Raw genomic sequence first — 25,961 nt, forward strand, 5'->3', positions numbered from 1 at the left:
CCATGCCTGCCGATCAACCAACCGTTCTGGTGGTCGAGGATGAGTTAGCGCAGAGAGAAGTGCTCGCCTACAATCTCGAAGCCGAAGGCTTTCGCGTGTGCAAGGCCGAGAACGGGGACGAGGCTCTGCTGCTTGTTGATGAGGACGTGCCGGACATCATCGTGCTCGACTGGATGATGCCCAATCTGTCGGGCATCGAAGTGTGCCGGAGGCTGAAGACGCGGCCCGAAACCCGGACGATCCCGATCATCATGCTGTCGGCACGCTCCGAAGAGGTCGACAAGGTCCGCGGTCTTGAGACCGGCGCGGATGACTATGTGGTCAAACCGTATTCGGTAATTGAATTGATGGCCCGCGTCCGTTCGCAATTGCGGCGGGTGAGGCCCTCGACCGTGGGGCTGCGGCTGCAATTCGATGACATCATTCTGGATGCGGAGACCCATAAGGTCAGCCGCTCGGACAAGCCGTTGAAACTGGGCCCGACGGAGTTTCGCCTGCTCTCCACCTTTATGGAGAAGCCGGGCCGGGTCTGGAGCCGGGAGCAGCTTTTGGACCGGGTCTGGGGGCGCGATATCTACGTCGATACGCGCACGGTCGATGTCCATATCGGTCGGCTGCGCAAGGCGCTGACCCAGCATGGCGGCGAAGATCCGGTGCGCACCGTGCGCGGCGCAGGCTACGCGCTCGGCTGATCGCGCTGCGATCAGCGGGGCAGGGGGTCTTCGGGTTCCGCTTGCGTGGCGAGCCAGGTGCGAAACGCTTGAAGGGACGGATTGCGCGCCTTCGCTTCTGGCCAGACCAGGTAGTAGGCGCCTTTCGCTTCCGTCGGGCGGCCCCAGGCCACCGTGAGCTTTCGCGCGGCAAGCTCCTGTTCAACAAGATAGTCGGGCACCAGGGCCACGCCCAGCCCGTGGATCGCGGCTTGGATGATGGTTGAGAATTGATCATACATCGTGCCGGGCAAGGGCGTTGGCACCTGCGCATCGTGGTAATCGAACCAATCCTGCCAGGCCTGCGCGCGCGTCTCGATATGCAACAGCGGAAGGCGTGCGAGATCAGAGGCTTTGCGCAGGACGCCGCCGTCCAGCAGGGATGGCGCACAGATCGGCAGCAGCGTTTCGTGCCGCAGCACCAGACGACCCGTTCCGGGCCAATCGGCTGTTCCGAAATGTATCGCTGCATCAAAGGGATGCGTGGCAAAGTTGAACGGCTCAAGCTGGGTGGACATGTTGATCGTGATATCCGGATGCAGCCGCGCGAATTCCGGCAGGCGCGGCATCAGCCATCGCATCCCGAAAGCCGGTAGAATGGCGAGGTTCAGGGTGCCTCCGGGCGGGTTCACCGTCAGCTTCAGCGAGGCCTGCGCAATCTGACCCAGCGCCTCACGGATCTCGCCCGCGTAATCCTTGGCCGCAGGGGTCAGCGACAACCGCTTTTTCTCCCGTAGGATCAGATCGACGCCCATTTGCCGTTCCAGAGCCTGTAACTGACGGCTCACGGCGCTTTGCGTCAGGCTCAACTCGTCAGCAACGGCTGACGCGCTTTCCAGGCGGTCCAGAGCCTCCAGTGCGCGCAGGGAGGCGATGGAGGGCAGAAATTTGCGCGGCGTGCTCATGTATGAGCTTTTGTCATGAAAACCTGCGGGAGTCTCGCTGTTTTCTGCGCTTCGGTTGAGGTACCATACGCTCGAACGGAGGATGCCATGAACATTCAAGCCAAGACACAACCCGCCCTGAAAGCAAAAGACGCCCCTGATCTGGGCCAGTTCAACTGGGAGGATCCGCTGCGCCTGAGCGAACAGTTGACCGAAGAAGAGCGGATGCTCTCCGACAGCGCCCGCAGCTTCGCGCAGGAGAAGTTGCAGCCGCGCGTGACCGACGCCTACGCCAACGAGACCACCGATCCCGGCATCTTCCGCGAGATGGGGGAGATGGGCCTTCTGGGCGTCACGGTGCCCGAAGAATATGGTGGGCTTGGCGCGGGCTATGTCTCCTACGGTCTTGTCGCGCGCGAGATTGAGCGTGTGGACAGCGGTTACCGGTCGATGATGTCGGTGCAATCCTCGCTGGTGATGTATCCGATCTATGCTTACGGCTCCGAAGAGCAGCGCAAGAAGTATCTGCCCAAGCTGGCGAGTGGAGAGTTCATCGGCTGTTTCGGCCTGACAGAACCCGATGCGGGCTCCGACCCTGCGGGCATGAAGACACGGGCCGAGAAGACGGCGAACGGCTACAAGTTGACCGGCTCGAAAATGTGGATCTCCAATGCGCCCATCGCGGATGTCTTCGTGGTCTGGGCCAAGTCAGAAGAGCATGGTGGCAAGATCCGCGGCTTTATCCTTGAGAAAGGCATGGCCGGTCTGTCTGCGCCTAAGATCGAAAACAAGATGAGCCTGCGCGCCTCGATCACCGGTGAGATCGTGATGGATGGCGTCGAGGTCGGCGAAGACGCGCTGCTGCCGCATGTGCAGGGCCTGAAAGGTCCGTTCGGTTGTCTGAACCGCGCTCGCTACGGCATTAGCTGGGGCGTGATGGGGGCCGCCGAATGCTGCTGGCACGCCGCACGGCAATACGGGCTGGACCGCCATCAGTTCAACCGTCCGCTGGCCCAGACACAGCTTTTCCAGAAGAAGCTGGCCGATATGCAGACCGAGATTGCCTTGGGCTTGCAAGGCTCTCTGCAAGTCGGTCGGTTGATGGATGCCGCCAATGCGGCGCCCGAGATGATTTCCATCGTCAAGCGCAACAATTGCGGCAAGGCGCTGGAGATTGCCCGCAACGCCCGCGACATGCATGGCGGCAACGGGATCAGTCTGGAATTTCAGGTGATCCGCCACATGATGAACCTGGAGACGGTGAACACCTACGAGGGCACCCACGACGTGCACGCGCTGATCCTGGGTCGGGCGCAGACGGGTCTGCAGGCGTTCTTCTGATCCCATGGACCGCGCGGAAATCGTGCATGAGGCTTTCCTGACGCGTCTCGCGTCAGGGGACCTTCCAGATGTGACCGGCAGCGCCGCGGAGGCGGGTCTAAGCGCTGCCGACCTGCGTGCGCTCTTCGAGGCGCAGGTGATGTCGCGGCATCTCGACCGGATGTCGCGCAAGCTGCAGGCGAAAGGGCAGGGATTCTACACGATCGGCTCGTCCGGGCATGAGGGCAACGCGGCCATTGCCATGGCGCTGCGGCCCACCGATCCGGCCTTCCTGCATTACCGGGACGCGGCCTTTCAGATCGCCCGCGCAGGACAGGTGGAAGGGCAGGCACCGCTCAAGGACATGCTCCTCAGCTTTACGGCATCCTCGGAGGATCCGATCAGCGGCGGACGGCACAAGGTGCTGGGATCGAAGGCGCTGAGCATACCGCCGCAAACCTCGACCATCGCGAGCCATCTGCCCAAAGCGGTGGGGGCGGCCTATTCCATCGGACTGGCGCGGAAATGTCCGCCGCTGGCACCGGACTACCCGGATGACGCAATCGCGATGTGCAGCTTCGGGGACGCGTCGCTCAACCATTCCACCGCGCAGGGCGCGCTGAACACCGCAGGCTGGACGGCCTGGCAGGGGGTGCCTCTGCCTTTGCTTTTTGTCTGTGAAGACAATGGGATAGGCATTTCTGTTAAGTCGCCGGATGGCTGGGTAGGCGCGGTGCTTCGGGCGCGCCCCGGACTTGAGTATATGTCCTGCAACGGGCTCGATATCGTCGATACGTTTGCAGCGGCACGGAAGGCGGCGGATCATGCGCGGCGACGTAAGGCGCCGGTGATATTGCATATGAAATGCGTGCGGCTCTACGGTCATGCCGGGCCAGATATGGAGGCCGCTTACCGCCCGCAATCCGAGGTTGACGCGGCGGAGCGGGACGATCCGCTGATCCATACAGCCGCCCGGCTGATCGCCGAAGGAGCTGAAAGCGCCGATGAGATCCGCGCCATCTATGACCGGATCTGGGCAGAGACCGAGCACGCGGCAGACCGGGCGGTGACCCGCCCGAAACTGCAGACAGCGGCGCAGGTGATGGCATCCATCGTGCCGCCCCGGAGAGACGTCACGCGCCCCAATGCGCCCGCCCCCGAGGACCGGACGGCCTGTTTCGGTGCGTCCGACATGCGCGCGCAGGAGATACCGCAGCCGATGAGCAAGCTCATCAACCTGGGCCTGACCGACCTGATGCTCACCCATCCCGAGATCGTGATGGCGGGCGAGGATATCGGGCGCAAAGGGGGTGTCTACGGGGTCACCAAAGGGCTGCAAGGCCGGTTCGGAGCCCGCCGCGTCATCGACACGCTGCTGGATGAGCAAAGCATTCTGGGCCTCTCCATCGGAATGGCGCAGAACGGTTTTGTACCGATCCCCGAAATCCAGTTCCTGGCCTACCTGCACAACGCCGAAGACCAGGTGAGGGGAGAGGCCGCGACGCTGCCGTTCTTCTCGAACGGTCAATACACAAACCCGATGGTGATCCGTGTCGCTGGGCTTGGCTATCAGAAGGGTTTTGGCGGGCACTTCCACAACGACAATTCCCTTGCCGTGCTGCGCGACATCCCCGGTATCGTCATCGGTTGTCCCTCGGACGGGGCAGAGGCGGTGCGGATGATGCGAGAGGCGGTCAGGCTGGCGCGGGAGGAGCAGCGCGTCGTGGTCATGGTGGAGCCCATCGCGCTTTATCCCATGCGTGATCTGCACAAGCCTGCGGACGGGCTCTGGATGCGCCGGTATCCCGACCCGGCGGATGTGGCGCCCCTCGGTTCACTGTCGGTCGACGGGGATGGGACGGATCTTGCTGTCGTGACTTACGGGAACGGCGTCTATCTCAGCCACCAGGCGCGTAAGGTTTTGGAAATGAATGGCATCTCCGCCCGCATCGTGGACCTGCGCTGGCTCGCGCCTCTCGCTACCGAAGCCGTGTTGGAGGCCACAGAGCCCTGCGGCAAGGTTTTGATCGTTGACGAATGCCGGCGGACCGGTTCGCAGAGTGAAGCGCTCATGACGCTCTTTGCTGAGGCTGGCCGCGCGGGTGTCGCGCGCATCACGGCGGAGGACAGTTTCATCGCCACGGGACCTGCCTATGGCGCGACGCTGCCCAGTGCGGAGAGCATCGCCGAGGCGGCCCTTTCGCTGGTTTGCGATGGCGCGCTGAGAGCCCTTTGAGGACGACTTAATCTCATGCCGGAAGGTCACAGTGACGTGAGAGGTCTTGCGGCAGTGCGGCATGCATCCGTAGGTGGACGCGAAGGTTTGCGACCCGGAGAGACGATGATGACTGCCGCCCCCATGCGTGCCGCCGATATTCTGGCGCAACGGCTTTACGAGGCGGGCTGCCGCCACGCCTTTGGAATGCCGGGGGGCGAGGTTCTGACACTGGTGGATGCCTTGGAGAAAGCGGGCATTCGTTTCACCTTGGCCAAGCATGAAAATGCCGCCGGTTTTATGGCCGAAGGTGTCCACCATCGCGACGGCGCGCCCGGCATTCTGGTGGCAACAGTGGGGCCGGGGGCGATGAATGGCGTCAACGTGGTCGCCAATGCGCAGCAGGACCGGGTGCCTCTGATCATACTCACCGGCTGCGTCGATGCGGATGAGGCGCTGACCTACACCCATCAGGTGCTCGATCACCAGGCGGTGTTTCGTCCGATCACCAAGGCCAGCTTTCGCCTGACCCCGGATGGGGCGGACATCATCGCCGACAAGGCCGTCTGCGCCGCAACCGATCCGCGCGCCGGGCCGGTGCATATCGACGTGCCGATCTCTGTCGCTGATAGCCCGGTTTCCGTCACCGAGCGTCGGCGCCGCGCGCCCGCCAGCCCTCTGGCGCCCGCCGGCGCGGATCTGGCCCGCGCGCAGGCCTGGCTGGCCGAGGCGCAGCGCCCCGTCGCCGTGATCGGTCTCGACGTGCTTCATGACCGCTCCTGCGCCATCTTGCAGGCTTTTGTCGAGCATTTTCAGATCCCTTTCGTGACCACCTACAAGGCCAAGGGCGTCATCTCAGAGAACCATGCCCTGTGTCTGGGCGGTGCCGGGCTGTCGCCGCTGGCCGACCGTCATCTGATACCGCTTTTGCAGGAGGCCGACCTGGTCCTGGGGATCGGCTACGATCCGATAGAGATGCGCACCGGATGGCGCGAGATCTGGGACGCGGGGCGGCAGCGCGTGATCGATATCACCGGCGCGCCCAACGACCATTATATGCACCAGGCGGGGCTCAGCTTTGTCGGCGATACGGGTGCGACGCTCGAAGCTTTGGCTCAGGGCCTGTGCGGTCGGGCGACCTGGACGGACGGTCAAGTGTCGCGCGTCAAAGACGCTTTGACAGAGGCTTTCCCCGAGAGCGACGAGTGGGGACCGGCGGCGGTCATTGCCGAGGCCCGCGCGGTCCTTCCCGAAAACACCCTGGCCACAGCCGACAGCGGCGCGCACCGGATCCTTCTGTCGCAGATGTGGCGCTGTCATGAGCCAAAAGGGCTGGTGCAATCCTCGGGCCTGTGCACGATGGGCTGCGCGGTGCCGCTTGCCATTGGCCTGAAGCTCGCCAGCCCGGAGCGGCCCGTGGTCAGCTTTTCGGGCGATGCGGGCCTTCTGATGGTGGCCGGAGAATTGTCGACGGCGGCGGAGTTGGGCGGCAACCCGATTTTCATTGTCTTTGTCGATGCGAGCCTCGCGCTCATCGAATTGAAGCAGCGCCAGAGGCAGATGACAAATCGCGGCGTGGATTTCGGACGGCATGACTTTGCCGCGATGGGCCGCGCCTTTGGCGGTCATGGCGTGAGCGTGCGCAGCCGGGCGGCACTGCGCGCGGCGCTGGAGGATGCGCTGACCGCAGACCGGTTCACGCTGATCGCTGCGGAAATTGACCGGGAGGGGTATGATGGCCGCATCTGACGGGCCGCTTACAGGCGTCAAGGTTCTGGATCTCAGCCGGATCCTGGCTGGCCCCACTTGTACCCAGCTTTTGGGCGATCTGGGCGCATCGGTCATCAAGATCGAAAACCCGGCCTCCAAAGGAGACGACACCCGCGCCTGGGGGCCGCCTTTTGTCGAGAACGGTGAGGGCCAGCCCACTGATCTCAGCGCCTATTTCATGTCGGCCAACCGCAACAAGCGCTCTGTCGCGATAGACATCGCCACCCCGGACGGACAGGCGGTGATCCGGCGCCTGGCGGGCGAGGCCGATATCCTGATCGAGAACTTCAAACCCGGAGGCCTTGCGAAATACGGGCTCGATTATCATAGCCTTGGCCGGGACCTTCCGGGGCTGGTCTATTGTTCGATTTCCGGGTTTGGTCAAACCGGGCCGAACAGCACCAAACCAGGCTATGACCTGATGGCGCAGGGGTACGGCGGGATCATGTCGCTGACCGGGGACCCCGATGGCGTGCCCACGAAAGTGGGGGTCGGCATCGCCGATGTGATGTGTGGCATGTATGCGACCGTCGGGATCCTTGCCGCATTGCGCCACAGGGACAGAACCGGGGAAGGCCAGCATCTGGAGCTTGCGCTTGTTGATGCGCAGATCGCCTGGCTGATCAATGAAGGCGTCAACTACCTGACCAGCGGCGACGTTCCAAAGCGTTGGGGCAATGCACATCCGAATATCGTCCCATACGACGTTTTTGCCACCTCCGACGGTCATGTCATTATTGCCGTTGGAAACGACAGTCAGTTCACCCGATTTGTGGACTTTCTGGATCACCCGGATCTGGCGGACGATCCCCGGTTTTCGACCAATCCGGCACGACTGATCCATCGGGAGGATCTTTTGCCGCGATTGCGCATGGCATTGGCAAGTCGCAGCACCGATGACGTGATCGCCGGGCTAGAAGCGCGAAAAGTTCCGGTCGGGCCGGTCCAGACGTTGGACCAGGTTTTCGCATCGGATCAGGTTGCCGCGCGAGACATGAAGATCGTGATGCAAGCCGCTGAGGCCGAAGTGGAATTGATCGGCAATCCGCTCAAATTCTCCAAAACGCCGGTGACGTATCGTCATGCGCCGCCCGCTTTCGGGGCCGATACTGAAACGGTTTTGAAAAGTAAGACGCCTTTTGCCGAATAAAGCGGCGTCAATTGTTTCAATTGGTCACGTATTCCCGAAAATTCGGCGGATTCAATGACATTTTTTCACCGTCGTCACACGGGCTGTCACTAAGCTGTGACGGGCGCGGTCAACGTTTTCATTCGCATATCCACGTTGGTATCCGTCAAGCAACACAATTGCCCGTCTATCAGAATCGGAGCCCACGATGCGCAATGACAGTTTCGGCACGCCCACGAGCCTTGCAGATGCCGACGCTATAGAGGCATGGGATAAAGCCGTACTGGCGTTTCTTGCACATGGGGCCGAAACGCCCAAACATCTGGTCCGTACCCTTGAACTTGCGCCGCGCTTTGCGTTGGCCCATGCGGTCAAGGGGCTGTTCTACCTGCTTCTGGGACGGCGTGAGTTGATCGAGACCGCCCGCGAAGCCCTGAAATCCGCGGATCAGGCGCTGCAGGAGGGCGGGGCAACACCTCGCGAGCGTCATTTCGTGGATGCGCTGCGGATGTGGCTGGATGGAAAGCCAACCGCCTCGATTGCGTCCCTGGAACAGGTGCTTCGCGAGCATCCCGCCGATCCGCTTGCGATGAAGCTCAGCCATGCCATTCGCTTTGTTCTTGGGGATGCCGCGGGCATGCGCGCGTCGATCGAACGGGCGCTGCCCGCCTATGAGCCGGACCACAAGGCACGGGGCTATCTGCTTGGATGTCACGCTTTTGCGCTTGAGGAGACCGGTGAATACGCCAAGGCCGAGATTGCGGGGCGTCAGTCGCTTTGGCTTGCGCCGGACGATGCCTGGGGGCTGCATGCAGTGGCGCATGTCTACGATATGACCGCCGATGCGCGGGGTGGCATTGACTGGCTGACAGGACGGGAGGCCGCCTGGGCGCATTGCAACAATTTCCGCTATCACGTCTGGTGGCACAAGGCCCTGATGCATCTCGACCTTGGGGAAGTCGATACCGTGCTCGCTCTTTACGATGCGGAAATCCGGGCCGACAAGACGGACGATTATCGTGATATCTCTAACGCAACGTCTTTGCTGTCGCGACTGGAGCTCGACGGTGTCGATGTCGGTACCCGCTGGGAGGAGCTGGCACAAATCAGCGCCGAGCGGACCGAGGATGGCTGCCTGATTTTCGCGGATCTGCATTATCTGCTGGCTTTGATCGGGGGACAACGTGAGGACGCGATCGCCCGCCTTCTTGGGCGCATGCAGTGCGATGCCGCGGCTAGCGGCACGGAAAGCCAGATCCGCATGGGCGATCCCGGACTTGCCTCGGCGCGGGGGCTGCAAGCCTTTGGCGAGGCGGATTTTCACACTGCATTCGACCATCTTGCGCAAGCCCGCCGCACCCTGCAGAACGCCGGTGGCAGCCATGCACAGCGGGACGTGTTCGAAAGGCTGACCATCGATGCCGGTATTCGCGCGGGCCGGCTTGACCAGGCCGAAGCGATCCTCGATGACCGCCAGGCGCGTCGCGCGGGACGCGAAGATGGCTATACGTCAGCACGCCGGGATCTGATCGCCGCAGGTCGCGGGGCCGCGCATCAAAGCATTCCGGCGCAATAATCAAAAGGCCAGAACTGGGACAAACGATGGCGACAATCACGCCAAGCACCGACTTCTCTGCACACCCTGCAAAAAGCGGAATCTCCGCCAAATCCACCACACGCGATCCCCGGCTCGACTTTTACCGTGGGATCGCGATGTTCATCATTCTGGTAGCGCATATTCCCGGCAACTGGTGGGTGGCCTGGATCCCCGCTCGCTTTGGATTTTCGGATGCCACCGAAATCTTCGTCTTCTGTTCGGGCATGGCCTCGGCCATCGCGTTTGGCCGGAGCTACGACAAAAGCGGCTGGTGGTTCGGCACGGCGCGCGTGGTGTTCCGGGTCTGGCAGGTCTATTGGGCGCATATCGCGCTTTTCTTCTTCATCGCCATGATGATCGCTGCCGTAGACGCCTATGGAGGGTACGAGAAATCCTATGCCAACGGCCTGAACCTTGGGCATTTCTTCAACGATCCGATGCCGCAGATCGTGGGTCTCTTCACCCTGACTTACGTTCCGAACTATTTCGACATCCTGCCGATGTATCTTGGAATACTGGCCCTTATGCCGATCCTGATGCTTCTGGCGGGGGTGAGCTTCTGGCTGACCGCCGGGTTTAGCGTCGCGCTTTGGCTTGTGGCCAATCTGGGGCTGCTTCCGCTCTCGGCGGAACCGTGGTCGGATCGGGAGTGGTTCTTCAATCCGTTCGGGTGGCAGCTTCTCTTTTTCACCGGATTCGCTTTCATGCGCGGCTGGTTGCCCGCACCGCCTATTTCCAAGGCACTTGTCTGGTTCTGCGTCGCTTTCCTCGTGATTTCGGCGCCATTTGGCTCGTGGAAGGTTCTGATGTGGCTAAACGCCGCCAGCCCGGAGCTTGCCAGCTTGATCCGTGGAACTTGGTCCTCACTTGGTGAATTCCGAGACAAAACGGAGTTCGGAGCCCTGAGATATCTTCACTTCCTCGCGCTAGCCTATCTTGGCTATGCCGCCGCCGGTGACGGCGGCCACCGCCTGATCGCAACCGGAACAGGTGCGGGTGCCGCTATTTGGCGTCAGGTCTTGCGCGTGATCACCAAAGTCGGGCAGCAATCCCTTGCTGTGTTTGTTTTCTCGATGGCGCTGGCCCGCGTCATCGGCTTTGCGCTGGATCACACGTCGCGTGATGCCTGGATCGTTTCCATGGCAAATCTTGTGGGCTTCGGGTTGATCATTGCGGTTGCTTATCTCGCCGGCTGGTTCAAGTCCGCGCCGTGGAAGGGCAGGGCAAAATGACCAGGCTGTCCAGACGCGCGCTTTTGCTGGCCGGAACATCGCTGGTTTTGCTGCCGAGTGTTGGCCCGCTTGCCGCCGAGGTCTTCAGTCACGACACCGTGATCGAAAAGGCTCGTGTCCTGTCGCAGGAGACCTATGCGCAGCGCCCCGCCGTGCCGCAGGACTGGCAGGATCTGAGCTATGACATGTATCGACAGATCTGGTTTCGTTCGGCTGACGCGCTCTGGAGCGGGACGGACAAGCCCTTTAACGTCGACTTCTTTCATCCGGGTCTCTACTTCCCGCGCCCCGTTCGCATCAACACGGTCGATAACGGCGCTGCAAACCCGTTCGCGTTCAACTATGGGCTGTTCGACCACACCGACAACGTGCCCGACCTGACGCAGGACGAAACCCTGGGCTATTCCGGCTTTCGCCTTCGCAGCGAACTGACGCAACCGGGCATCAAGCAGGAATTCTGCGTCTTTCAGGGGGCCAGCTATTTTCGGGCGATCGGTATCGGACAGATCTATGGCCTGTCCGCGCGGGGGCTGGCCTTGAAGACAGCCGACCCGGAGGGAGAGGAGTTTCCCGACTTCGTCGAATTCTGGCTTGAAACGCCGGAACCTCGCGCGCGCGAGATCGTCGTGCATGCACTGCTCGACAGTCCGAGTGTGACAGGGGCTTACAGATTTACCATTTCGCCAGGCGAAAACTGCGTTATGGAGGTCAAAGCGACCCTCTTTCCGCGCATTTCGCTTCATCACGTCGGCATTGGGGCGCTCACCTCGATGTTCATGTTTGACGAAACCAACCGTGCGCGGTTTGAAGACTTCCGAACCGCTGTTCACGACACGGATGGGCTTATGGTGTTGAATGGAGCAGGGGAGACGTTGTGGCGTCCGCTGGCGAACCCGCGCAAGCTGCAGATCTCGTCTTTCCTTGATAGCAATCCACGCGGCTTCGGGTTGATGCAACGCGCCCGGAAGCTGTCCGACTTCGGAGATCTTGAGGCGCTTTATCACCTGCGTCCGGGACTTTGGGTCGAACCTCGGGGCGACTGGGGCAAGGGCGCGGTGACCCTGGTCGAAATTCCGACCAAGAAAGAGGTCTACGATAACATTGTGGCCTATTGGCGCCCGTCAGAGCCTTATGAGGCCGGAGAGCAGATTGACCTGGATTACCGTCTGACCTGGGGCGGTGAGGTGCCGGTGCCAACCGGGCATGCCGAGGTGCTGAACACCCGGCTGGGGCGTGCGGAAAGCGGCGATTACATCGTGACGGTGGATTTCGCCCCACACCCCGCCTTCGACGAAGGGCCTGAAAATCTGGATCTTCAGCTGAACGCGTACCGCGCCGAGGTGAAGGGCGGGATCTTGCAACGCAATCCCGAAACCGGAGGGCTTCGCCTCGGGTTCCGGTTTGATCCGGGACAATCGGAAGAGGTCGAAATGCGCGCGCAGTTGCGAAAGAACGGACAGAGGGCCAGCGAAGTCTGGTTATACAGATGGACGGCATGATCCGAGACACCCAGCCTCTTACCCCGCCAGAGCAACCGCTTGAGATGCCTGAGCAGGATCTCAGCCAGGCGTTCAGCGACCGCAAGGCGCCTGGTGTAAGGGCAAATCTGCAGACACGGCTCTGGCGCGTGCTGGCGTTTGTTCCGGCATTCCTGGCGACCGTGGCGCTGATTGGGGTTATGTGGAACTGGTTCGGCGAGGATGGGATCGGCGCGCTTGAAGCGCTGCTGATCGGCCTAATCTCATTCAACTTCTTCTGGATCAGCCTCACGCTTAGCACGGTCGCATCGGGCTTTGCAGCTCTTATGCGGCGTCGACCGCAGCCATCAAGGCAGACCAAGCCCGATCCGCTGAACGTGGCCTTGCTGATGCCCATCTATAACGAGGTGCCGTGGTATGTCCTCGGCAACGCATCGGCCATGCTGGAGGAGTTGCGGGATCGTGGCGGCGTGCACGACTACACCCTCTTTGTGCTGAGCGATACACGAGACGACGAGATTGCCGCGCAGGAAGAGGCCAGCGTACTGGCGCTCAGGGAAACCCTGTCCCCCGGCACGCGTCTTTACTACCGCCGCCGGGCGCAGAATACCGACCGCAAGGTCGGCAACATCGCCGATTGGACGCGCCGCTGGGGTGGCGGATATGACGCGATGCTGGTGCTGGATGCCGACAGTCTGATGACCGGCCGGGCCATCGCGCAACTGACCGATGCGCTGGCACGGGACCCCAGCGCGGGTCTGATCCAGAGTTTCCCGCATCTGATCGGGGCGCAATCCGTCTTTGCCCGCGCCCAGCAATTCGCTAACTCCATTTACGGAGAGGCCCTTGCCGAAGGTCTGGCCCGGTGGTCTGGGCAGGAAGGGAATTACTGGGGTCACAACGCGATCCTGAGGACCGCGGCCTTTGCCGCCTCTGCCGGGTTGCCGCGTCTGCGCACATGGTCGGGCCGCGAAGCGCTGATCATGAGCCACGACTTTGTCGAAGCCGGTCTGATGCGCCGCGCGGGCTGGACCGTGCGCTTTCTGCCTCGCATTCGCGGTTCTTACGAGGAAACGCCCGCGAACCTCATCGACCATATCCAGCGGGACCGGCGCTGGTGTCAGGGCAACCTGCAGCATTTGCGGATCCTCTGGACCCGCGGTTTTCACGCCATGTCGCGGTTTCACCTGTTTCACGGGGCGATGGGATATCTTCTGTCCCCGCTCTGGTTCTGCCTGCTGCTGATCTGGGCATTGATCGGCAATGGTCAGGACGAAAATGTGCTGACCTATTTCAGCGAAGCCAATCCGCTGATGCCAACCTGGCCCGAGTTTACCGAAGGGCGGCATGTTCTCGTGCTGCTGCTGATGTACGCAATGCTGCTGGCGCCGAAGCTTTTGGGTGTGGCTGCGGTGCCCCTGACCGGGCTTCGCTATCGCGATCTTGGCGGGGGAGGGCGGTTTTCCCTATCGTTTCTGACCGAAATCCTGCTCTCCGTGGCGTATGCTCCGATCCTGATGGTGCAACAGATGATCGCCGTGTTCCGGACGCTCTTTGGCATCCAGAAAGGCTGGGCCGTTCAACAGCGTGACGGCGGGCAATATGGCTGGTCCACATTGGCGAAATGCCATGCGCTGGAAACCGTCAGCGGTGTGGCGCTGATGGTGGGCATCCTGTCCGGTCTGGTGACGCTTTGGCTGCTTCCGATCGCGATCAGCCTGGCGCTGGCGATCCCTCTTTCGGCGCTGAGCGGGCTTAGCCTGGCCAGCCTGGGAACGCGTCATCTGGGAACCGCCGAGGTCTACCGCGAACCCGCTATCATCAAAGCCGCGCGCCACTATCGCGCGCAACTCAAGGCGGCCCTGGATGGAGATCGGGTGCACACGCCGGCCGAGTGAGGGCGGTCCGGATTGTGGTCAGTCCGCCGCTATCTCTGCCTCGAACCAATCGAGCACCATATCGGCCCACCCGTCGGGTACAGAATGCCCGCCGGGAAAGAGCGCAAATTGCAACGCGCTTTGCGGGTCACAATCGGTCCAGGACCGGCGCATGAAGATGCCGGTCTGGGCGAATGCGTCGGGGCGCATATCGGGGCAGTCATTGGCGATCCGCCAGATCTCCATCCCGGCAAAGATATCGCCCTGCAAAAACCGTCCTCCGCCCAGGGGCCGACCTTCAAGCGGGACGGTCATGTCCCGCCAGCCATGGGTCTGAAACAGCTTTACGGGGCCAGAGCACTCTTGCGGATGCGGGCGCCAGAAGCCACCGGCGACAGGCGCATAAGCTGCAAAGGCCTGGGGCGTATCGCATGCCAGGTAGGACACCATAAATCCCCCCGCCGAAAAGCCGCTGAGAAGAACCCGTTCCGGATCAAGATCAAAGCGCGGCGCCGCATCGGCGATCACGGTGTTCAGAAAACGCGGATCGTTGCGGCCCTCCCAACCGGGATAGAAATTCCAGACCCCCCGCAAACGACTTCCGGGACGGCTGCGGGCAGAGGGTGCGATAACAGCGTATCCGCGCGCGGTAAGCGACGTCACGAGATCGCCGTTGCGCATCACATTCGCCCCGTTGCTGCCGGCACCGTGCAGATGCATCACGACCGGATGGGGTCCGGGCGCGTCCGGCAGTTCGATGTGGTATTCACCGTCCGTCACCGGGCACGGTGCCGGATCGGGGCCACAGCCCGCATGGACCGACCCCGATGCGAGACACGCAATCGAAAGACCCAGAAAACCTGTCAGCCCCCTGATCATGGCCGGCGCGTCGGTAGTTCGGATTTCAACCAGCCTGGCCCAGCAAGCGAACCGAGCATGCCTTCGGGCACATCTATGATCCGGGTGAAGCCCGCATCGGTCAGCGCAGCGCTCAGTCGCGCGGACCGCACGCCACGTGCGCAGATCAATGCGATGGGGCGGGCCCTGTCGGCCCCGGTCAGGCTATCGAGGGCCGCGACAAAGTCAGATCGCCTCATATCCAGCGGATGGGCGCCTTCGGCAATGCCTGTCCGATCCCATTCGTCCGGTCGTCTGATGTCCACCAGCAAGACTTCGCCCCTTTGCGCCATGGAATAGACCTGATCGACGGTGACGACATCTATCGACGATGGACGAGACGGATAAAGATAGCTTGCGCCGGCATACCCCGCGCCGGAGATCAAAAGAGCCAAGCCGGCCAAGGCCTTACGGCGAGAAAGAAGAGTGCTCAAAATGACATCCGTACCAAGGTGATCCCTGTACCCGTACCGCCTGTCGCGGGATTTTCGAGTCACTTCTCGGTGAACCCGGCTTCGTGCTCGTTTGGGAAGGGGAAAAACTCAGGAACTTCATCGCGGTGTCGCGCGTATTTTTTTAGGCGGTCCCTCTGTCGCTTTGCTTTGATATAAGCTTAATGGACGAGGATATTGAGAGCGAGAATCTGTTTCGCATATGCGATTTTATCACCGAACACCCTCCCGTATCGCCATAGCTTTCGCTTGTGTGCTTCTCTCCTCGGTCAAATCGTTCGCTTTCGAGACGCGCCTTCAAGCGCCGGGTGTTCCGGAAGACATCGTATCGGCGCTTCAATCTGCCTCTCTCATTCAAAGTCTGCCGGAGGAGGAGCGCGGGGCGGGCCAGCAGGTTCTGGCGGCCGCGCGGGCCGATTATGCGCGATTGACAGCGGTGCTTTATGACGCAGGCTTTTTCGCGCCGGTCATTTCCATTCAGCTCGACGGGCGGGAGGCCGCAGCGATCCCGGTCGTACGCGCCCCGGACCGCGTCGCGCGTGTGGTCATCGCGGTCGAGCCGGGCGCCGCCTTTCGGTTTGGCCGGGCCGATATTGCTCCCCTGCCATCGGACGCCGAACGGGTCGAGGCGTTCGCTTCTGGCGAGACCGCCAAAACAAGCGTTATCCGCTCGGCTGTTGATCAGGCGGTCTCCGATTGGCGCGATGATGGCTATGCCAAAGCGGAGCCGGGCGAACAGCAGATCACTGCGCGCCACCCCGAGCAGCGTCTTGACGTCGCCATTCGGATCAACCCGGGTCCCCGTCTGAGGTTCGGCTCGCTCATCCTGTCGGGCAATTCGAATGTCCGTCCCGAGCGTATTCGCGAGATTACCGGATTGCCAGAAGGGCAAGTCTTCTCGCCCGAGGAGTTGGATCGCGCCCGCAACAGACTTCAACGCACGGGCACGTTTCGCATCGTGTCCCTGACCGAAGCCGAGCAGATAGATCCGCCTGACAGATTGCCCATTGAGCTGGAGGTGTCGGATCGTCTGCCGCGCACCTTCGGGTTCGGGGCCGAGATATCCTCGCTTCAGGGGCTGACGCTTTCGGGTTATTGGCTGCACCGAAATCTGCTTGGGGGCGCGGAACGTCTTCGCTTTGACGCCGAGGTCAGCGGCATCGGCGGGGATGACGGGGGCGTCGACTACCGTCTTGGCGCACGGTTCGACCGTCCGGCAGAGCGCGGGCCAGATACCGATTTCTACGCCGAGGCGGAATTGGAAAGCCTTGATGAGGTCAGCTTTTCCTCGGACAAGATCGGGTTCGAGCTGGGCTTCGTCAATCGCAAGACGCTCAAGCGGACTTATACTTACGGGCTGGGTCTGGAACATGCGCGCACCGAAGATGCGTTCGGGGATCGCCGCTATACCGTCTTTACAATCCCTTTGTCCGCGGAACTCGATTATAGAAACTCGGATGTTGACGCGACGGACGGGGCTTATGGAAAGCTTGAGCTGACGCCCTTTGCCGCCCTGTCAGGCACCGATAGCGGGCTGCGCGCGCTCTTGGATCTCAGGGCTTATCGCAGCGTCGGCGAGCGGGTCACCTTCGCGGTGCGCGGCCAGGTTGGTGCTTTGGTCGGACCCGATCTTGAGCAGGCACCGGCAGATTACCTGTTCTTTTCAGGTGGCGGTGGCACCGTCCGGGGGCAGCCCTATCAGTCGCTGGGCATAACGTTGCCAAGCGGAGAAGATGTCGGTGGCCGCTCTTTCCTGGGCCTGTCGGGAGAGGTCAGAATACGCACTGGTGACCGGCTCAGCGTCGTCGGTTTCGTCGATGGCGGCTATATCGGGCGAGAAGCGTTCCCGGACGGCAGCAGCGGAGAATGGCACAGCGGCGCGGGCGTCGGAGTGCGCTATGACACCGGGGTGGGGCCCATCCGCTTTGACGTGGCCGCGCCGACCAGCGGGCCGGGTGAGAACAGCGGCGTGGAAATCTACATCGGGATAGGACAGGCCTTTTGATGACCGTCTTGCGCTTTTGGATCACTGCTATCGCGCTATGTTTCGGCGGTTTTCTAACCCCTGTCGCAGCGCAGGAGGATGATCGCGGCTTTATCGCAGGGCTGCTTGAAGACGCACTTGGCGGAGAGGGCCGAACGGTGCGGGTCGAGGGCTTCTCCGGTGCGCTCAGCGCCACGGCGCGCATTGATCGGGTCACGATTGCCGATCCAGATGGGATCTGGCTGACGCTTGAAGGCGCCCAGATGACCTGGAACCGCTCGGCCCTTTTGAGCGGGCGGATCGAGATTGAAACGCTCAGCGCGCAATCGATCACCTTGGCGCGGTTGCCGGCGGCCGGTCCGTCCGAAACCCCCTCGGCAGAGGCCACCGGTTTTTCGCTGCCCGAGCTTCCGGTATCCGTCAATATCGACCGCCTCGCTGCGGATCGTATCACCCTGGGCGCCCCGATACTGGGCCAGGAGGTGGCGTTTGATCTCGAAGCCTCTGCACGGCTGGAAGGGGGCGAAGGCGAAGCGCGGCTGCGGTCCGAACGGCTGGACGGACCCGAAGGGCTTTTTGAGATCGAGGCCGCGTTCGAGAATGCGACCGAGACGCTGGATCTTGCGATAAACCTGACCGAAGCACCGGACGGCATCGCGGCGCGGCTGATATCGATCCCGGGGCTGCCTTCCGTCGATCTGACAATCGAAGGGCAGGGGCCTTTGAACGATTTCGGCGCAGAGATCGACCTGGCCACCGACGATACGGAGCGTCTGAGCGGGACCGTCCGGCTCGAGGGCACCGATACAGGCGGGCGGCAGTTCGATGTCGACATCTCCGGGGATGTCACGGCGCTTTTCGCTCCCCAATACCGTCCCTTCTTTGGCCCGAACGTCGCGTTGGTTGCCCGCGGTGAACGCGCGGTGGACGGGGCGCTGGATCTTGGGGAATTCCGGCTGGTGACAGACGCGCTTCGTCTGCGCGGCGCGGTGGCTTTGAACGCCGAGGCATGGCCCGAGCGTATCGCAATATCCGGCAGCATGGCGCGCGAGGACGGCCAGGACGTGCTTTTGCCGATTTCAGGGCCCGAGACGACCCTGCGGCGGGCCACGTTCGATCTGAATTTCGACGCCGCGCAAGGCGAGGCCTGGTCGGGAGAGATGCAGGTATCTGACCTTGCCCGGGACGGGATCAGCCTGGCGCAGGCCGTGCTGAGCGGTGCGGGCAACATCCGCGCCAACCCCGACGGGATCGGGTCGGTGAACGCGGATCTTGATTTCAGAACGGATGGTCTGGCGCTCGCCGACGATGCCCTGAGCGACGCCATCGGGGGCGATGTCACCGGGCGGGTCGTGGCCAGCTATGTTGAAGATCAACCCGTGGAGCTCTCCCGCATTTTGCTGCAGGGGCCGGGCTATGGGCTTGCCGGATCGGCAGAGATCAGCGGCCTGGATGCCGAGTTCGAAACCCGGTTCGATCTTGGTTTTGACAGCCCGGATATCCGGTTCCTGTCGACACTTGCCGGTCAAACATTGGGGGGGCGACTGGATGTGGATATCTCGGGGCGGGCTGATGCAGGCGGGCGCTTTGACGTTGATGTCAGCGGCGAGGCGGAGCAGCTTCAAACTGGGATCGCACAGCTTGACCCGCTGTTGCAGGGGATCACGTCCCTGGTGATCGCAGCCGCGCGCGACGAAGACGGGCTGCAGCTCGACCGGCTGGAGATCGACGCGCCGCGTGCGGATCTAACCGCGCAGGGTTCGCTTTCCTCGGAAACCGGCACGCTCGACTACACCCTTGCGCTGGCCGAGGTCGGAGACATCGTCGACGCGGTCATGGGGCCTGCCCAGCTCTCCGGGACGCTATCGCTTGCCGATGGTGCCTGGCGGGTCCGCTCGACGGGGCAGGGGCCTTACCGCTCGGATTTCGCGTTTCAGGGGCGGCTCGCGCCCGAACCGATCCTGACCTATGAATTTGCAATGCCCGATATCGCCCCTCTGGTGTCGGGTTTTTCAGGGCCATTGCGGTTTTCGGGACGGGTGCGGGACGAAAACGGGCGCTTCGTCACCGATACCGCGCTTTGGGGGCCCGCAGGGACATTGGCCAATGTGCGGGGCGCCGTTGCGCCCGACATTAACGTTCGGCTGACCGGATCCGCTCCGATGGGACTGGCCAGCCCCTTCATCGCGCCGCGCAGTATTCGCGGGCAGTTGGGTTTTGATCTCACCGCACGCGGGCCGTCGCTTTCGGCCGTGACGGGCACGGCGACCGTGTCCGAAGGTGTTCTGGTTCTGCCCGCCGAAGGCATCACATTGCGCGACATTGCGGGTCAGGTGGCGCTGTCCAATGGTGAGGCCCAGATCCGCATCGGTGCCCGCCCGCCACAGGGGGGCGAACTGGCCGTGGAAGGACCCGTGCGGCTCGGCAACGGATATCCCGCCAATATCAGGATCGGTCTGGCGGGGCTGACGCTTGAAGACCCGCAACTATACCGCGCGGTTTTGGACGGGTTCGTCACGGTGGCCGGTCCTCTCACCGGCGGCGCCAGAATTGGCGGAGACATCGAAGTCGGCGAAATGAACATCTCTGTTCCATCCACAAGCATCGGGTCGCTTTCAGATATTCCGGCCATTGATCATGTCGGGGCGGCGCCCGCTGTGCGGGCCTCGCAAGCCCGCGCAGGTCTGGATACCGCGGCAGCCGCCAATGGCGGTGCGAGCGCCCGCGCCGGACCGTCCTTTCCGCTTGATCTGCTGATCCGGGCGCCGGCGCGGATCTTCGTGCGGGGGCGCGGCCTTGACGCCGAACTGGGGGGGCAGTTGAGGCTGACCGGTACAACAAACGCACCCATCTCGGCCGGGGCCTTCGATCTGATCCGCGGGCGGCTCGACATTCTTGGCCAAAGGTTCACCCTCGACGAGGGGCGGGTCAGCCTTCAGGGCGATTTTGACCCGTTCCTCACATTCGTCGCCACAACCGATACCGAGCAGGGCACGGCCAGCGTCATCATCGACGGACGGGCCTCCGATCCTCAGGTCCGCTTTGAAGCCAGCCCGCCCGTTCCGCAGGACGAGGTACTTGCGCAGATCCTCTTTGGCCGTGACCTCAGCCAGATTTCACCCTTTCAGGCGCTTCAGCTGGCCAATGCTGTCGCAACGCTGGCTGGACGCAACAATGCCAGCGTGCTGTCGCGACTGCGCGAGGGGTTCGGTCTTGATGATCTGGACGTGCAGACCGACAGCGATGGCAATGCGGCTGTAAGGGCAGGCCGATACCTCTCAGACAACGTCTATACCGATGTCACTGTCGGAGATTCAGGCAGTACCGGTGTGTCGATCAACATCGATCTTACACCAAACATCACCGCGCGGGGAGAGGCTCAGGCAGACGGAGACACATCGCTTGGGATCTTCTTTGAGAGAGACTACTGATCGCGCGCAGGGGGTTTGGGATATGTGAACGTCCCGCGGGTGCCAGGCCGGCATTTCTAAAAATCCATGCAGTAACTTGGTTAATTTTGAACACGAGGATTTCGAGAAGATGGCACAGAGCGACGTATCCGTTTCTCGGGGTCGGCCTGATGAAGCCGCCACACTCGCAAAGCTGCACGTCGATGTCTGGAGGGCGACTTACAGCGCCTATGCGCCCCAAAAGGCTCTCAAGCTCTTGGATGAGGAGAAGCGCTTGCCTTATTGGTCAGCGGTTCTGGCCAGCAACGAGCGCGGACGAGGGGCCTGGGTTGCACGCGATGCAGACACGATTGTCGGTGTTGTGAGCATTGGATCATCTGACAATCCCGTTTTCGAGGGGCGCGCAGAGCTAAAGCATTTGTACGTTGCAAAAGATGCGCAAAGCTCGGGTCTTGGAAAGCGGCTTCTGCTGACTGCGATCAATGAATGCAAAGGCGCGGGAAGTAACGGTATGGCGCTCGCTGTCGTGCGACAGAACGAGCGAGCGCGGAAGTTCTACCGGAACATGGGCGGCGTTGAAGGTGCACGCTTCGTTGATCCTGGACCGCTTTGGCAATCGGAGAATGTCCTGGTCGTATGGGACTTTCCGTAAGCCGCAGCAAAGGAAGCTGCTGTCAGCTCATTCCAGACCTCTCGAAACAAGGATTGACTGTGCGCATGGACGCTTTTGCTCTGGAAACGATCCGGTCGCACATCAATGTCCATGAAGGGGCAGAAACCTCGATCCGTAGATCAAGAGACTGACTGACGCGTACGCAGCGAAAAGCGCAGCAACAGACGCTGCCAGGCAGGGCCTCAAGGTATGAGCCTTGTTTACAAGGCGCATTCATAGACCGCGTTGGCATGTCATATTATCTATAATCAGTATTATGTAATATAAAGATGCAGAAGGCAGGATGAACTCCGTGCGGCGTCTTGACGGCCGCGACAACCGTTGATTTGCGAAATTACGTTCCGACATGCGGTATTGGCAGCATCAGAATTCCAGACTAACATTTTTCGAAATGACAGAGTCGCAGACCAATGCGACCCAATAAAGCGACTGCGCCAGCGGCGCATCTGGGAGGAGAACACCGTGATGGATCATCGCGCAACCGCCTGCGGCTTTTCAAAGGGTCCGGTCATATGAACGCGGCCATGACCCTCGACGACGCAGTACATCACGTCACCACGACCAATCCGACATTCGCCATTGAACCGGCGCTGATCAACGGCGTTGAGTTCAAGGTTTTCAAGAATGTCCCCACCAATCTGCGCCAATTGCTTCAGGCAAGCCGCGCGCAGCACGGCGATGGATCCCTAGAATATCTGGTCTATGAGGACGAGCGTTGGACCTATGACGCGTTTTGCAATGATGTCAAAGCGGTGGCCAAAAGTCTTCAGGCACTCGGTGTCGTCAAGGGCGACCGGATCGCTATCGCGATGCGGAATTATCCCGAGCTTCTTGTTGCCACGCTTGCCACAGCGTCTCTTGGCGCGGTGACGGTTCTGCTGAACGCGTGGTGGACAAGCGAAGAGCTTGACTATGCCCTAACCGACAGCACACCCAAGCTGGTCTTTGCCGACGGCCCGCGTGCCGAACGTCTCAGGGCGTGCCCGTCTCTCCAGAACAGTCAGATCATCGGTGTGAGAGACGGTGTTCAGCACTCTGAAAAAGCTTACGAAAATATCCTCCGGAACGGCGCCGACGCGGATTGGCCAGAGACCGAGATTTCACCTGACGATGACTTTGCCATTATGTATTCGTCGGGCACGACCGGGCATCCGAAAGGTGTCGTTCAAACCCATCGCGGGGCGATCAATGCGGTGTTCAGCTGGCTTTTGCAGGCGGTGATCGCGCCGTTGATGAACCCGCCAGACCCCGGCGCGCCCGAACCCCAGCGCCCGTCCGCCCTTGTTGTGACCCCTCTTTTCCACGTCACGGCTACGCACCCGCTTTTCCTGCTCAGTCTGCCGGCCGGTGCAAAGCTGGCCTTGATGCACAAATGGGATGCCGAGGCGGCGGTGCGCCTGATCCGGGACGAACACATCTCGCGCTTTCTGGGCGTTCCTACGCAATCAGCCGACCTGATGGAGGCCGCCCGCCGGATGGGCGAAACGCTGCCAACGCTTGACTATCTGGGGGCTGGCGGAGCGAAGCGGCCCGCCGCGCAGGTCGAGGAACTTGCCAAGGTGTTTCCAAATGCCGACGTCGCCACCGGCTGGGGCATGACAGAGACGAATGCCCTTGGGATCGGCATGCTTGGCGATGATTATATCAAACAGCCCGGAGCAGCCGGACGGCTCCACCCCCCCTTGCAGGAGGTGCGCTTTCTGGATGAGGATGGCCGCGACGTCACCGTTGGCGATATCGGAGAGCTGACTGTAAAAAGTCCCGCTAACATGCGGTGTTACCTCAATAAACCCGAGGCGACGGCGGAGGTTCTACAGGATGGCTGGCTGCGCACCGGTGATCTGGGTTTCATCGACGAGGAAGGCGTGATCACCATCGTGGACCGGCGTAAGAACATCATCATCCGCGGGGGCGAGAATATCGCCTGTCTCGATGTCGAAGGCGCCTTGCACCGCCATCCCGCCGTGGCCGAAGCCTGCGCGTTCTCGGTTCCTGACGACCGTTTGGGAGAGATTGTCGGCGCAGGTGTGCAGCTCCGCGCGGGCCATGAAGCCAGCGCTGACGATCTGCGCGCTTATCTGGCCGACCACATCGCCAAGTTTAAAATTCCCGAACATCTGTGGCTGCAGGCAGACCCCCTGCCCCGTGGCGCCACCGACAAGATCGACCGGCGCGCGCTGCGCGAGGCCTGCCTCGCCACGCTCGCTCCCGTAGCCTGACATACCTGAAACCGAAGGAGAGACCTGAATGGTCCATCACAACACGCCGTTCGAGATGAACAACCTGGAAATGTCGGAAAAGGCCAAACCGCTTCTGGCCGCCGTGATCAAGCATATTCAGGAGAATGTCGAACCGATCACCGAGGAATTCTATGCCCTGGGCGAGGGCCGCACCGACCGATGGTCCTACGCGCCCGGCCAGCTTGAATTGCTGGAAGGGGCCAAGCAAAAAGCGCGGGATGCGGGTCTGTGGAACTTCTTTCTTCCCAATGCCGAAACCGGTGAGGGGCTGGCCAATCTCGATTACGCCTATATCGCGGCAGAGCTGGGCAAGAACCCCCTCGCCTCCGAAACGTTGAACTGTTCGGCCCCTGATACGGGTAATATGGAGGTGCTCGAACGTGTGGGCACCGCGGAGCAGAAAGAGCAATGGCTGAAGCCCCTGCTCGCCGGTGAAATCCGCTCGGCCTTTGCCATGACGGAACCCGATGTAGCCTCGTCCGACGCCAAGAATATCTCCACCTCCGCTGTGCTGGAAAACGGCGAATGGGTGATTAATGGCGAGAAATACTATATTTCCGGCGCCGGCGATCCGCGCTGCAAGATCATGATTGTCATGGTAAAGACGTCGCCGGAGGCCGAAACCTTCCGCCAGCAAAGCCAGATCCTTGTTCCCGTCGACACGCCCGGTGTCGAGATCCTGGGGCCGATGCATGTCTTCGGCCATGACGACGCGCCCCACGGTCACATGCATATCCGCTTCACCAATGTCCGCGTGCCCGAGGAGAACATCCTCTGGGGCGAAGGGCGCGGGTTCGAGATCAGCCAGGTCCGCCTGGGCCCCGGTCGCATTCACCACTGCATGCGCTCCATCGGGCAGGCCGAGAAGGCGCTGGATCTGCTGATGGACCGCGCGATCAATCGTCAGGCCTTTGGCAAGCGGATCGTCGATCTGGGCAAGAACATGGAGACGATCTCCCGCGCGCGGATCGAGATCGAAGCGATGCGCCTCATGGTGCTCAAGGCCGCCAAGGCGATGGACGTGCTGGGCAACAAGGAAGCACGGATCTGGGTCAGCATGATCAAGGCGATGGTGCCCGAAAAGGTTTGCCAGATCATCGACCAGTCGATGCAGGTCCATGGCGCCACCGGGATTTCGCAGTGGTCGCCTCTGTCAGCGATGTATACCGGCCAGCGCACGCTGCGCTATGCCGACGGTCCCGATGAGGTGCATCATCACGTCGTAGCCCGCGCGGAAGTGGCGTCTTTTCAAAGCTCTAATGACCGTCGTGCAAGTTCCGACAACGGTCGCGGCAAGATTTTCGCGGGTCCGTAAATGAGCATGCTTTTCGATCTGACCGGGAAGGTGGCACTGCTGACAGGTGCCTCCAAGGGCATGGGGCTGGAGATGGCCAAGGGCCTCGCCCAGCATGGCGCGACCGTAGTGATCTCTGCCCGCAAGCAAGAGCAGCTTGATGCGGCGGTGGCAGAGATCAACATGGCTGCAGGCCGCGACTGCGCCCATGCTGTGGCCTGTAACATCGGCTATAAGGAGCAGCTGCAGGAGCTGGTGGACAAGACCCACGAAATGGCCGGCGCCATCGACATCGTCGTGGGCAATGCCGGGGTGAATCCATACTACGGCCCCACCTCCGACATCCCCGATGATGCCTATGACAAGACGATGCGGGCCAATGTGCAATCGAACTTGTGGCTGGCGCAGATGGTGGTGCCGGACATGGTGAAAAAGGGCACCGGCTCGATGATGTTCACCTCCTCCATCGGCGCGTTCAAACCGTCGCTGATGCTGGGCACCTATGGCATGTCCAAACTGGCGCTGATCGGCCTTGTCCGCAATCTGGCCGAGGAGTTCGGGCCGAAAGGCATCCGCTTCAACGCGATCTGCCCAGGCCTTGTCAAAACCGACTTCGCGCGGGAGCTTTGGGACAACCCCGAAGTCGAGGCCCGCATCAAGAACGATATCCCGCTGCGGCGGCTGGGCGAGCCCGAGGATTTCGCGGGTCTGGCCGTGTTCCTGGCCTCGGATGCCAGCCGCTACATGACCGGTCAGGCGCTGACGGTCTGTGGCGGCTCGAACATGTGGACGTGATGAT

The 25,961-nt window shown here is 61.7% G+C and carries 18 protein-coding genes; 15 read left to right on the top strand and 3 right to left on the bottom strand.

The window, feature by feature from the left end; translation table 11 throughout:
* Window positions 1–2: 2 nt before the first annotated feature.
* Entirely contained in the window at window positions 3–692 is a 690-nt protein-coding gene (gene phoB / locus CFI11_RS11725) for a phosphate regulon transcriptional regulator PhoB (RefSeq protein ID WP_130406134.1), read from the top strand.
* Window positions 693–703: 11 nt separating this feature from the next.
* Here phoB and CFI11_RS11730 read toward each other — a convergent pair whose 3' ends face one another.
* Window positions 704–1,615 (bottom strand): LysR family transcriptional regulator, encoded by a 912-nt coding sequence (locus CFI11_RS11730; protein ID WP_130406136.1) that lies wholly within the window; start codon window positions 1,613–1,615, stop codon window positions 704–706.
* A gap of 87 nt (window positions 1,616–1,702) precedes the next feature.
* On the opposite strand from CFI11_RS11730, the gene CFI11_RS11735 reads away from it, so the two are divergent.
* The 8 genes from CFI11_RS11735 (at window position 1,703) to mdoH (ending at window position 14,233) form a co-directional block, all read left to right on the top strand.
* On the top strand, window positions 1,703–2,935 hold the full coding sequence (locus CFI11_RS11735) for an acyl-CoA dehydrogenase (protein ID WP_130406138.1): 1,233 nt from the start codon (window positions 1,703–1,705) through the stop codon (window positions 2,933–2,935).
* Between the two features lie 4 nt (window positions 2,936–2,939).
* Entirely contained in the window at window positions 2,940–5,150 is a 2,211-nt protein-coding gene (locus CFI11_RS11740; protein WP_130406140.1) for a thiamine pyrophosphate-dependent enzyme, read from the top strand.
* A 108-nt stretch (window positions 5,151–5,258) separates the two neighbouring features.
* Window positions 5,259–6,878, top strand: coding sequence for a thiamine pyrophosphate-binding protein (locus tag CFI11_RS11745; RefSeq protein ID WP_371687478.1), 1,620 nt, complete (start codon window positions 5,259–5,261; stop codon window positions 6,876–6,878).
* Window positions 6,865–8,049: a CaiB/BaiF CoA-transferase family protein gene (locus CFI11_RS11750; protein ID WP_130406144.1), complete on the top strand. Its 1,185-nt coding sequence runs from the start codon at window positions 6,865–6,867 to the stop codon at window positions 8,047–8,049. Before CFI11_RS11745 ends, CFI11_RS11750 begins: the two co-directional genes overlap by 14 nt.
* A gap of 187 nt (window positions 8,050–8,236) precedes the next feature.
* Window positions 8,237–9,604, top strand: coding sequence for a tetratricopeptide repeat protein (locus tag CFI11_RS11755; RefSeq protein ID WP_130406146.1), 1,368 nt, complete (start codon window positions 8,237–8,239; stop codon window positions 9,602–9,604).
* Window positions 9,605–9,630: 26 nt separating this feature from the next.
* Window positions 9,631–10,857, top strand: coding sequence for an OpgC family protein (locus tag CFI11_RS11760; RefSeq protein ID WP_130406148.1), 1,227 nt, complete (start codon window positions 9,631–9,633; stop codon window positions 10,855–10,857).
* Window positions 10,854–12,356 carry a glucan biosynthesis protein gene (locus CFI11_RS11765; RefSeq protein WP_130406150.1) on the top strand — a complete coding sequence of 501 codons (1,503 nt, stop codon included), beginning with the start codon at window positions 10,854–10,856 and terminating at the stop codon, window positions 12,354–12,356. Before CFI11_RS11760 ends, CFI11_RS11765 begins: the two co-directional genes overlap by 4 nt.
* The gene (gene mdoH, locus CFI11_RS11770; protein ID WP_130406152.1) at window positions 12,353–14,233 is read left to right on the top strand and encodes a glucans biosynthesis glucosyltransferase MdoH; all 1,881 of its coding nucleotides are present in this window, start codon (window positions 12,353–12,355) and stop codon (window positions 14,231–14,233) included. Before CFI11_RS11765 ends, mdoH begins: the two co-directional genes overlap by 4 nt.
* Window positions 14,234–14,251: 18 nt before the next feature.
* Here the strand turns inward: mdoH and CFI11_RS11775 are convergent, their stop codons facing one another.
* A complete protein-coding gene (locus CFI11_RS11775; RefSeq protein WP_174843499.1) occupies window positions 14,252–15,091 on the bottom strand; it encodes a PHB depolymerase family esterase in 840 nt (279 codons plus the stop codon).
* The gene (locus CFI11_RS11780; RefSeq protein WP_254449078.1) at window positions 15,088–15,543 is read right to left on the bottom strand and encodes a rhodanese-like domain-containing protein; all 456 of its coding nucleotides are present in this window, start codon (window positions 15,541–15,543) and stop codon (window positions 15,088–15,090) included. Before CFI11_RS11780 ends, CFI11_RS11775 begins: the two co-directional genes overlap by 4 nt.
* 220 nt (window positions 15,544–15,763) lie before the next feature.
* Between CFI11_RS11780 and CFI11_RS11785 the strand changes: the two genes are divergently transcribed.
* From CFI11_RS11785 to CFI11_RS11810, 6 genes are all read left to right on the top strand, one after another.
* Complete coding sequence (locus CFI11_RS11785; RefSeq protein WP_130406154.1) at window positions 15,764–17,566, top strand: autotransporter assembly complex family protein; 1,803 nt, start codon at window positions 15,764–15,766, stop codon at window positions 17,564–17,566.
* Window positions 17,566–20,976: a translocation/assembly module TamB domain-containing protein gene (locus tag CFI11_RS11790; protein ID WP_130406155.1), complete on the top strand. Its 3,411-nt coding sequence runs from the start codon at window positions 17,566–17,568 to the stop codon at window positions 20,974–20,976. Before CFI11_RS11785 ends, CFI11_RS11790 begins: the two co-directional genes overlap by 1 nt.
* 109 nt (window positions 20,977–21,085) lie before the next feature.
* A complete protein-coding gene (locus CFI11_RS11795; protein WP_130406157.1) occupies window positions 21,086–21,607 on the top strand; it encodes a GNAT family N-acetyltransferase in 522 nt (173 codons plus the stop codon).
* Window positions 21,608–22,140: 533 nt separating this feature from the next.
* Window positions 22,141–23,847: a class I adenylate-forming enzyme family protein gene (locus CFI11_RS11800; protein WP_254449079.1), complete on the top strand. Its 1,707-nt coding sequence runs from the start codon at window positions 22,141–22,143 to the stop codon at window positions 23,845–23,847.
* A gap of 55 nt (window positions 23,848–23,902) precedes the next feature.
* The gene (locus tag CFI11_RS11805) at window positions 23,903–25,183 is read left to right on the top strand and encodes an acyl-CoA dehydrogenase family protein (protein WP_130410004.1); all 1,281 of its coding nucleotides are present in this window, start codon (window positions 23,903–23,905) and stop codon (window positions 25,181–25,183) included.
* A complete protein-coding gene (locus CFI11_RS11810) occupies window positions 25,184–25,957 on the top strand; it encodes an SDR family NAD(P)-dependent oxidoreductase (protein WP_130406161.1) in 774 nt (257 codons plus the stop codon).
* Window positions 25,958–25,961: the final 4 nt, after the last annotated feature.

This window comes from Thalassococcus sp. S3, from assembly GCF_004216475.1.
Taxonomy (GTDB): domain Bacteria; phylum Pseudomonadota; class Alphaproteobacteria; order Rhodobacterales; family Rhodobacteraceae.

Excerpts from the sequence above, each read along its gene's own strand:
- phoB (WP_130406134.1), top strand. The coding sequence starts at position 3 with ATGCCTGCCGATCAACCAACCGTTCTGGTGGTCGAGGATGAGTTAGCG.
- CFI11_RS11730 (WP_130406136.1), bottom strand. The coding sequence starts at position 1,615 with ATGAGCACGCCGCGCAAATTTCTGCCCTCCATCGCCTCCCTGCGCGCA.
- CFI11_RS11735 (WP_130406138.1), top strand. The coding sequence starts at position 1,703 with ATGAACATTCAAGCCAAGACACAACCCGCCCTGAAAGCAAAAGACGCC.
- CFI11_RS11740 (WP_130406140.1), top strand. The coding sequence starts at position 2,940 with ATGGACCGCGCGGAAATCGTGCATGAGGCTTTCCTGACGCGTCTCGCG.
- CFI11_RS11745 (WP_371687478.1), top strand. The coding sequence starts at position 5,259 with ATGACTGCCGCCCCCATGCGTGCCGCCGATATTCTGGCGCAACGGCTT.
- CFI11_RS11750 (WP_130406144.1), top strand. The coding sequence starts at position 6,865 with ATGGCCGCATCTGACGGGCCGCTTACAGGCGTCAAGGTTCTGGATCTC.
- CFI11_RS11755 (WP_130406146.1), top strand. The coding sequence starts at position 8,237 with ATGCGCAATGACAGTTTCGGCACGCCCACGAGCCTTGCAGATGCCGAC.
- CFI11_RS11760 (WP_130406148.1), top strand. The coding sequence starts at position 9,631 with ATGGCGACAATCACGCCAAGCACCGACTTCTCTGCACACCCTGCAAAA.
- CFI11_RS11765 (WP_130406150.1), top strand. The coding sequence starts at position 10,854 with ATGACCAGGCTGTCCAGACGCGCGCTTTTGCTGGCCGGAACATCGCTG.
- mdoH (WP_130406152.1), top strand. The coding sequence starts at position 12,353 with ATGATCCGAGACACCCAGCCTCTTACCCCGCCAGAGCAACCGCTTGAG.
- CFI11_RS11775 (WP_174843499.1), bottom strand. The coding sequence starts at position 15,091 with ATGATCAGGGGGCTGACAGGTTTTCTGGGTCTTTCGATTGCGTGTCTC.
- CFI11_RS11785 (WP_130406154.1), top strand. The coding sequence starts at position 15,764 with ATGCGATTTTATCACCGAACACCCTCCCGTATCGCCATAGCTTTCGCT.
- CFI11_RS11790 (WP_130406155.1), top strand. The coding sequence starts at position 17,566 with ATGACCGTCTTGCGCTTTTGGATCACTGCTATCGCGCTATGTTTCGGC.
- CFI11_RS11795 (WP_130406157.1), top strand. The coding sequence starts at position 21,086 with ATGGCACAGAGCGACGTATCCGTTTCTCGGGGTCGGCCTGATGAAGCC.
- CFI11_RS11800 (WP_254449079.1), top strand. The coding sequence starts at position 22,141 with ATGAACGCGGCCATGACCCTCGACGACGCAGTACATCACGTCACCACG.
- CFI11_RS11805 (WP_130410004.1), top strand. The coding sequence starts at position 23,903 with ATGAACAACCTGGAAATGTCGGAAAAGGCCAAACCGCTTCTGGCCGCC.
- CFI11_RS11810 (WP_130406161.1), top strand. The coding sequence starts at position 25,184 with ATGAGCATGCTTTTCGATCTGACCGGGAAGGTGGCACTGCTGACAGGT.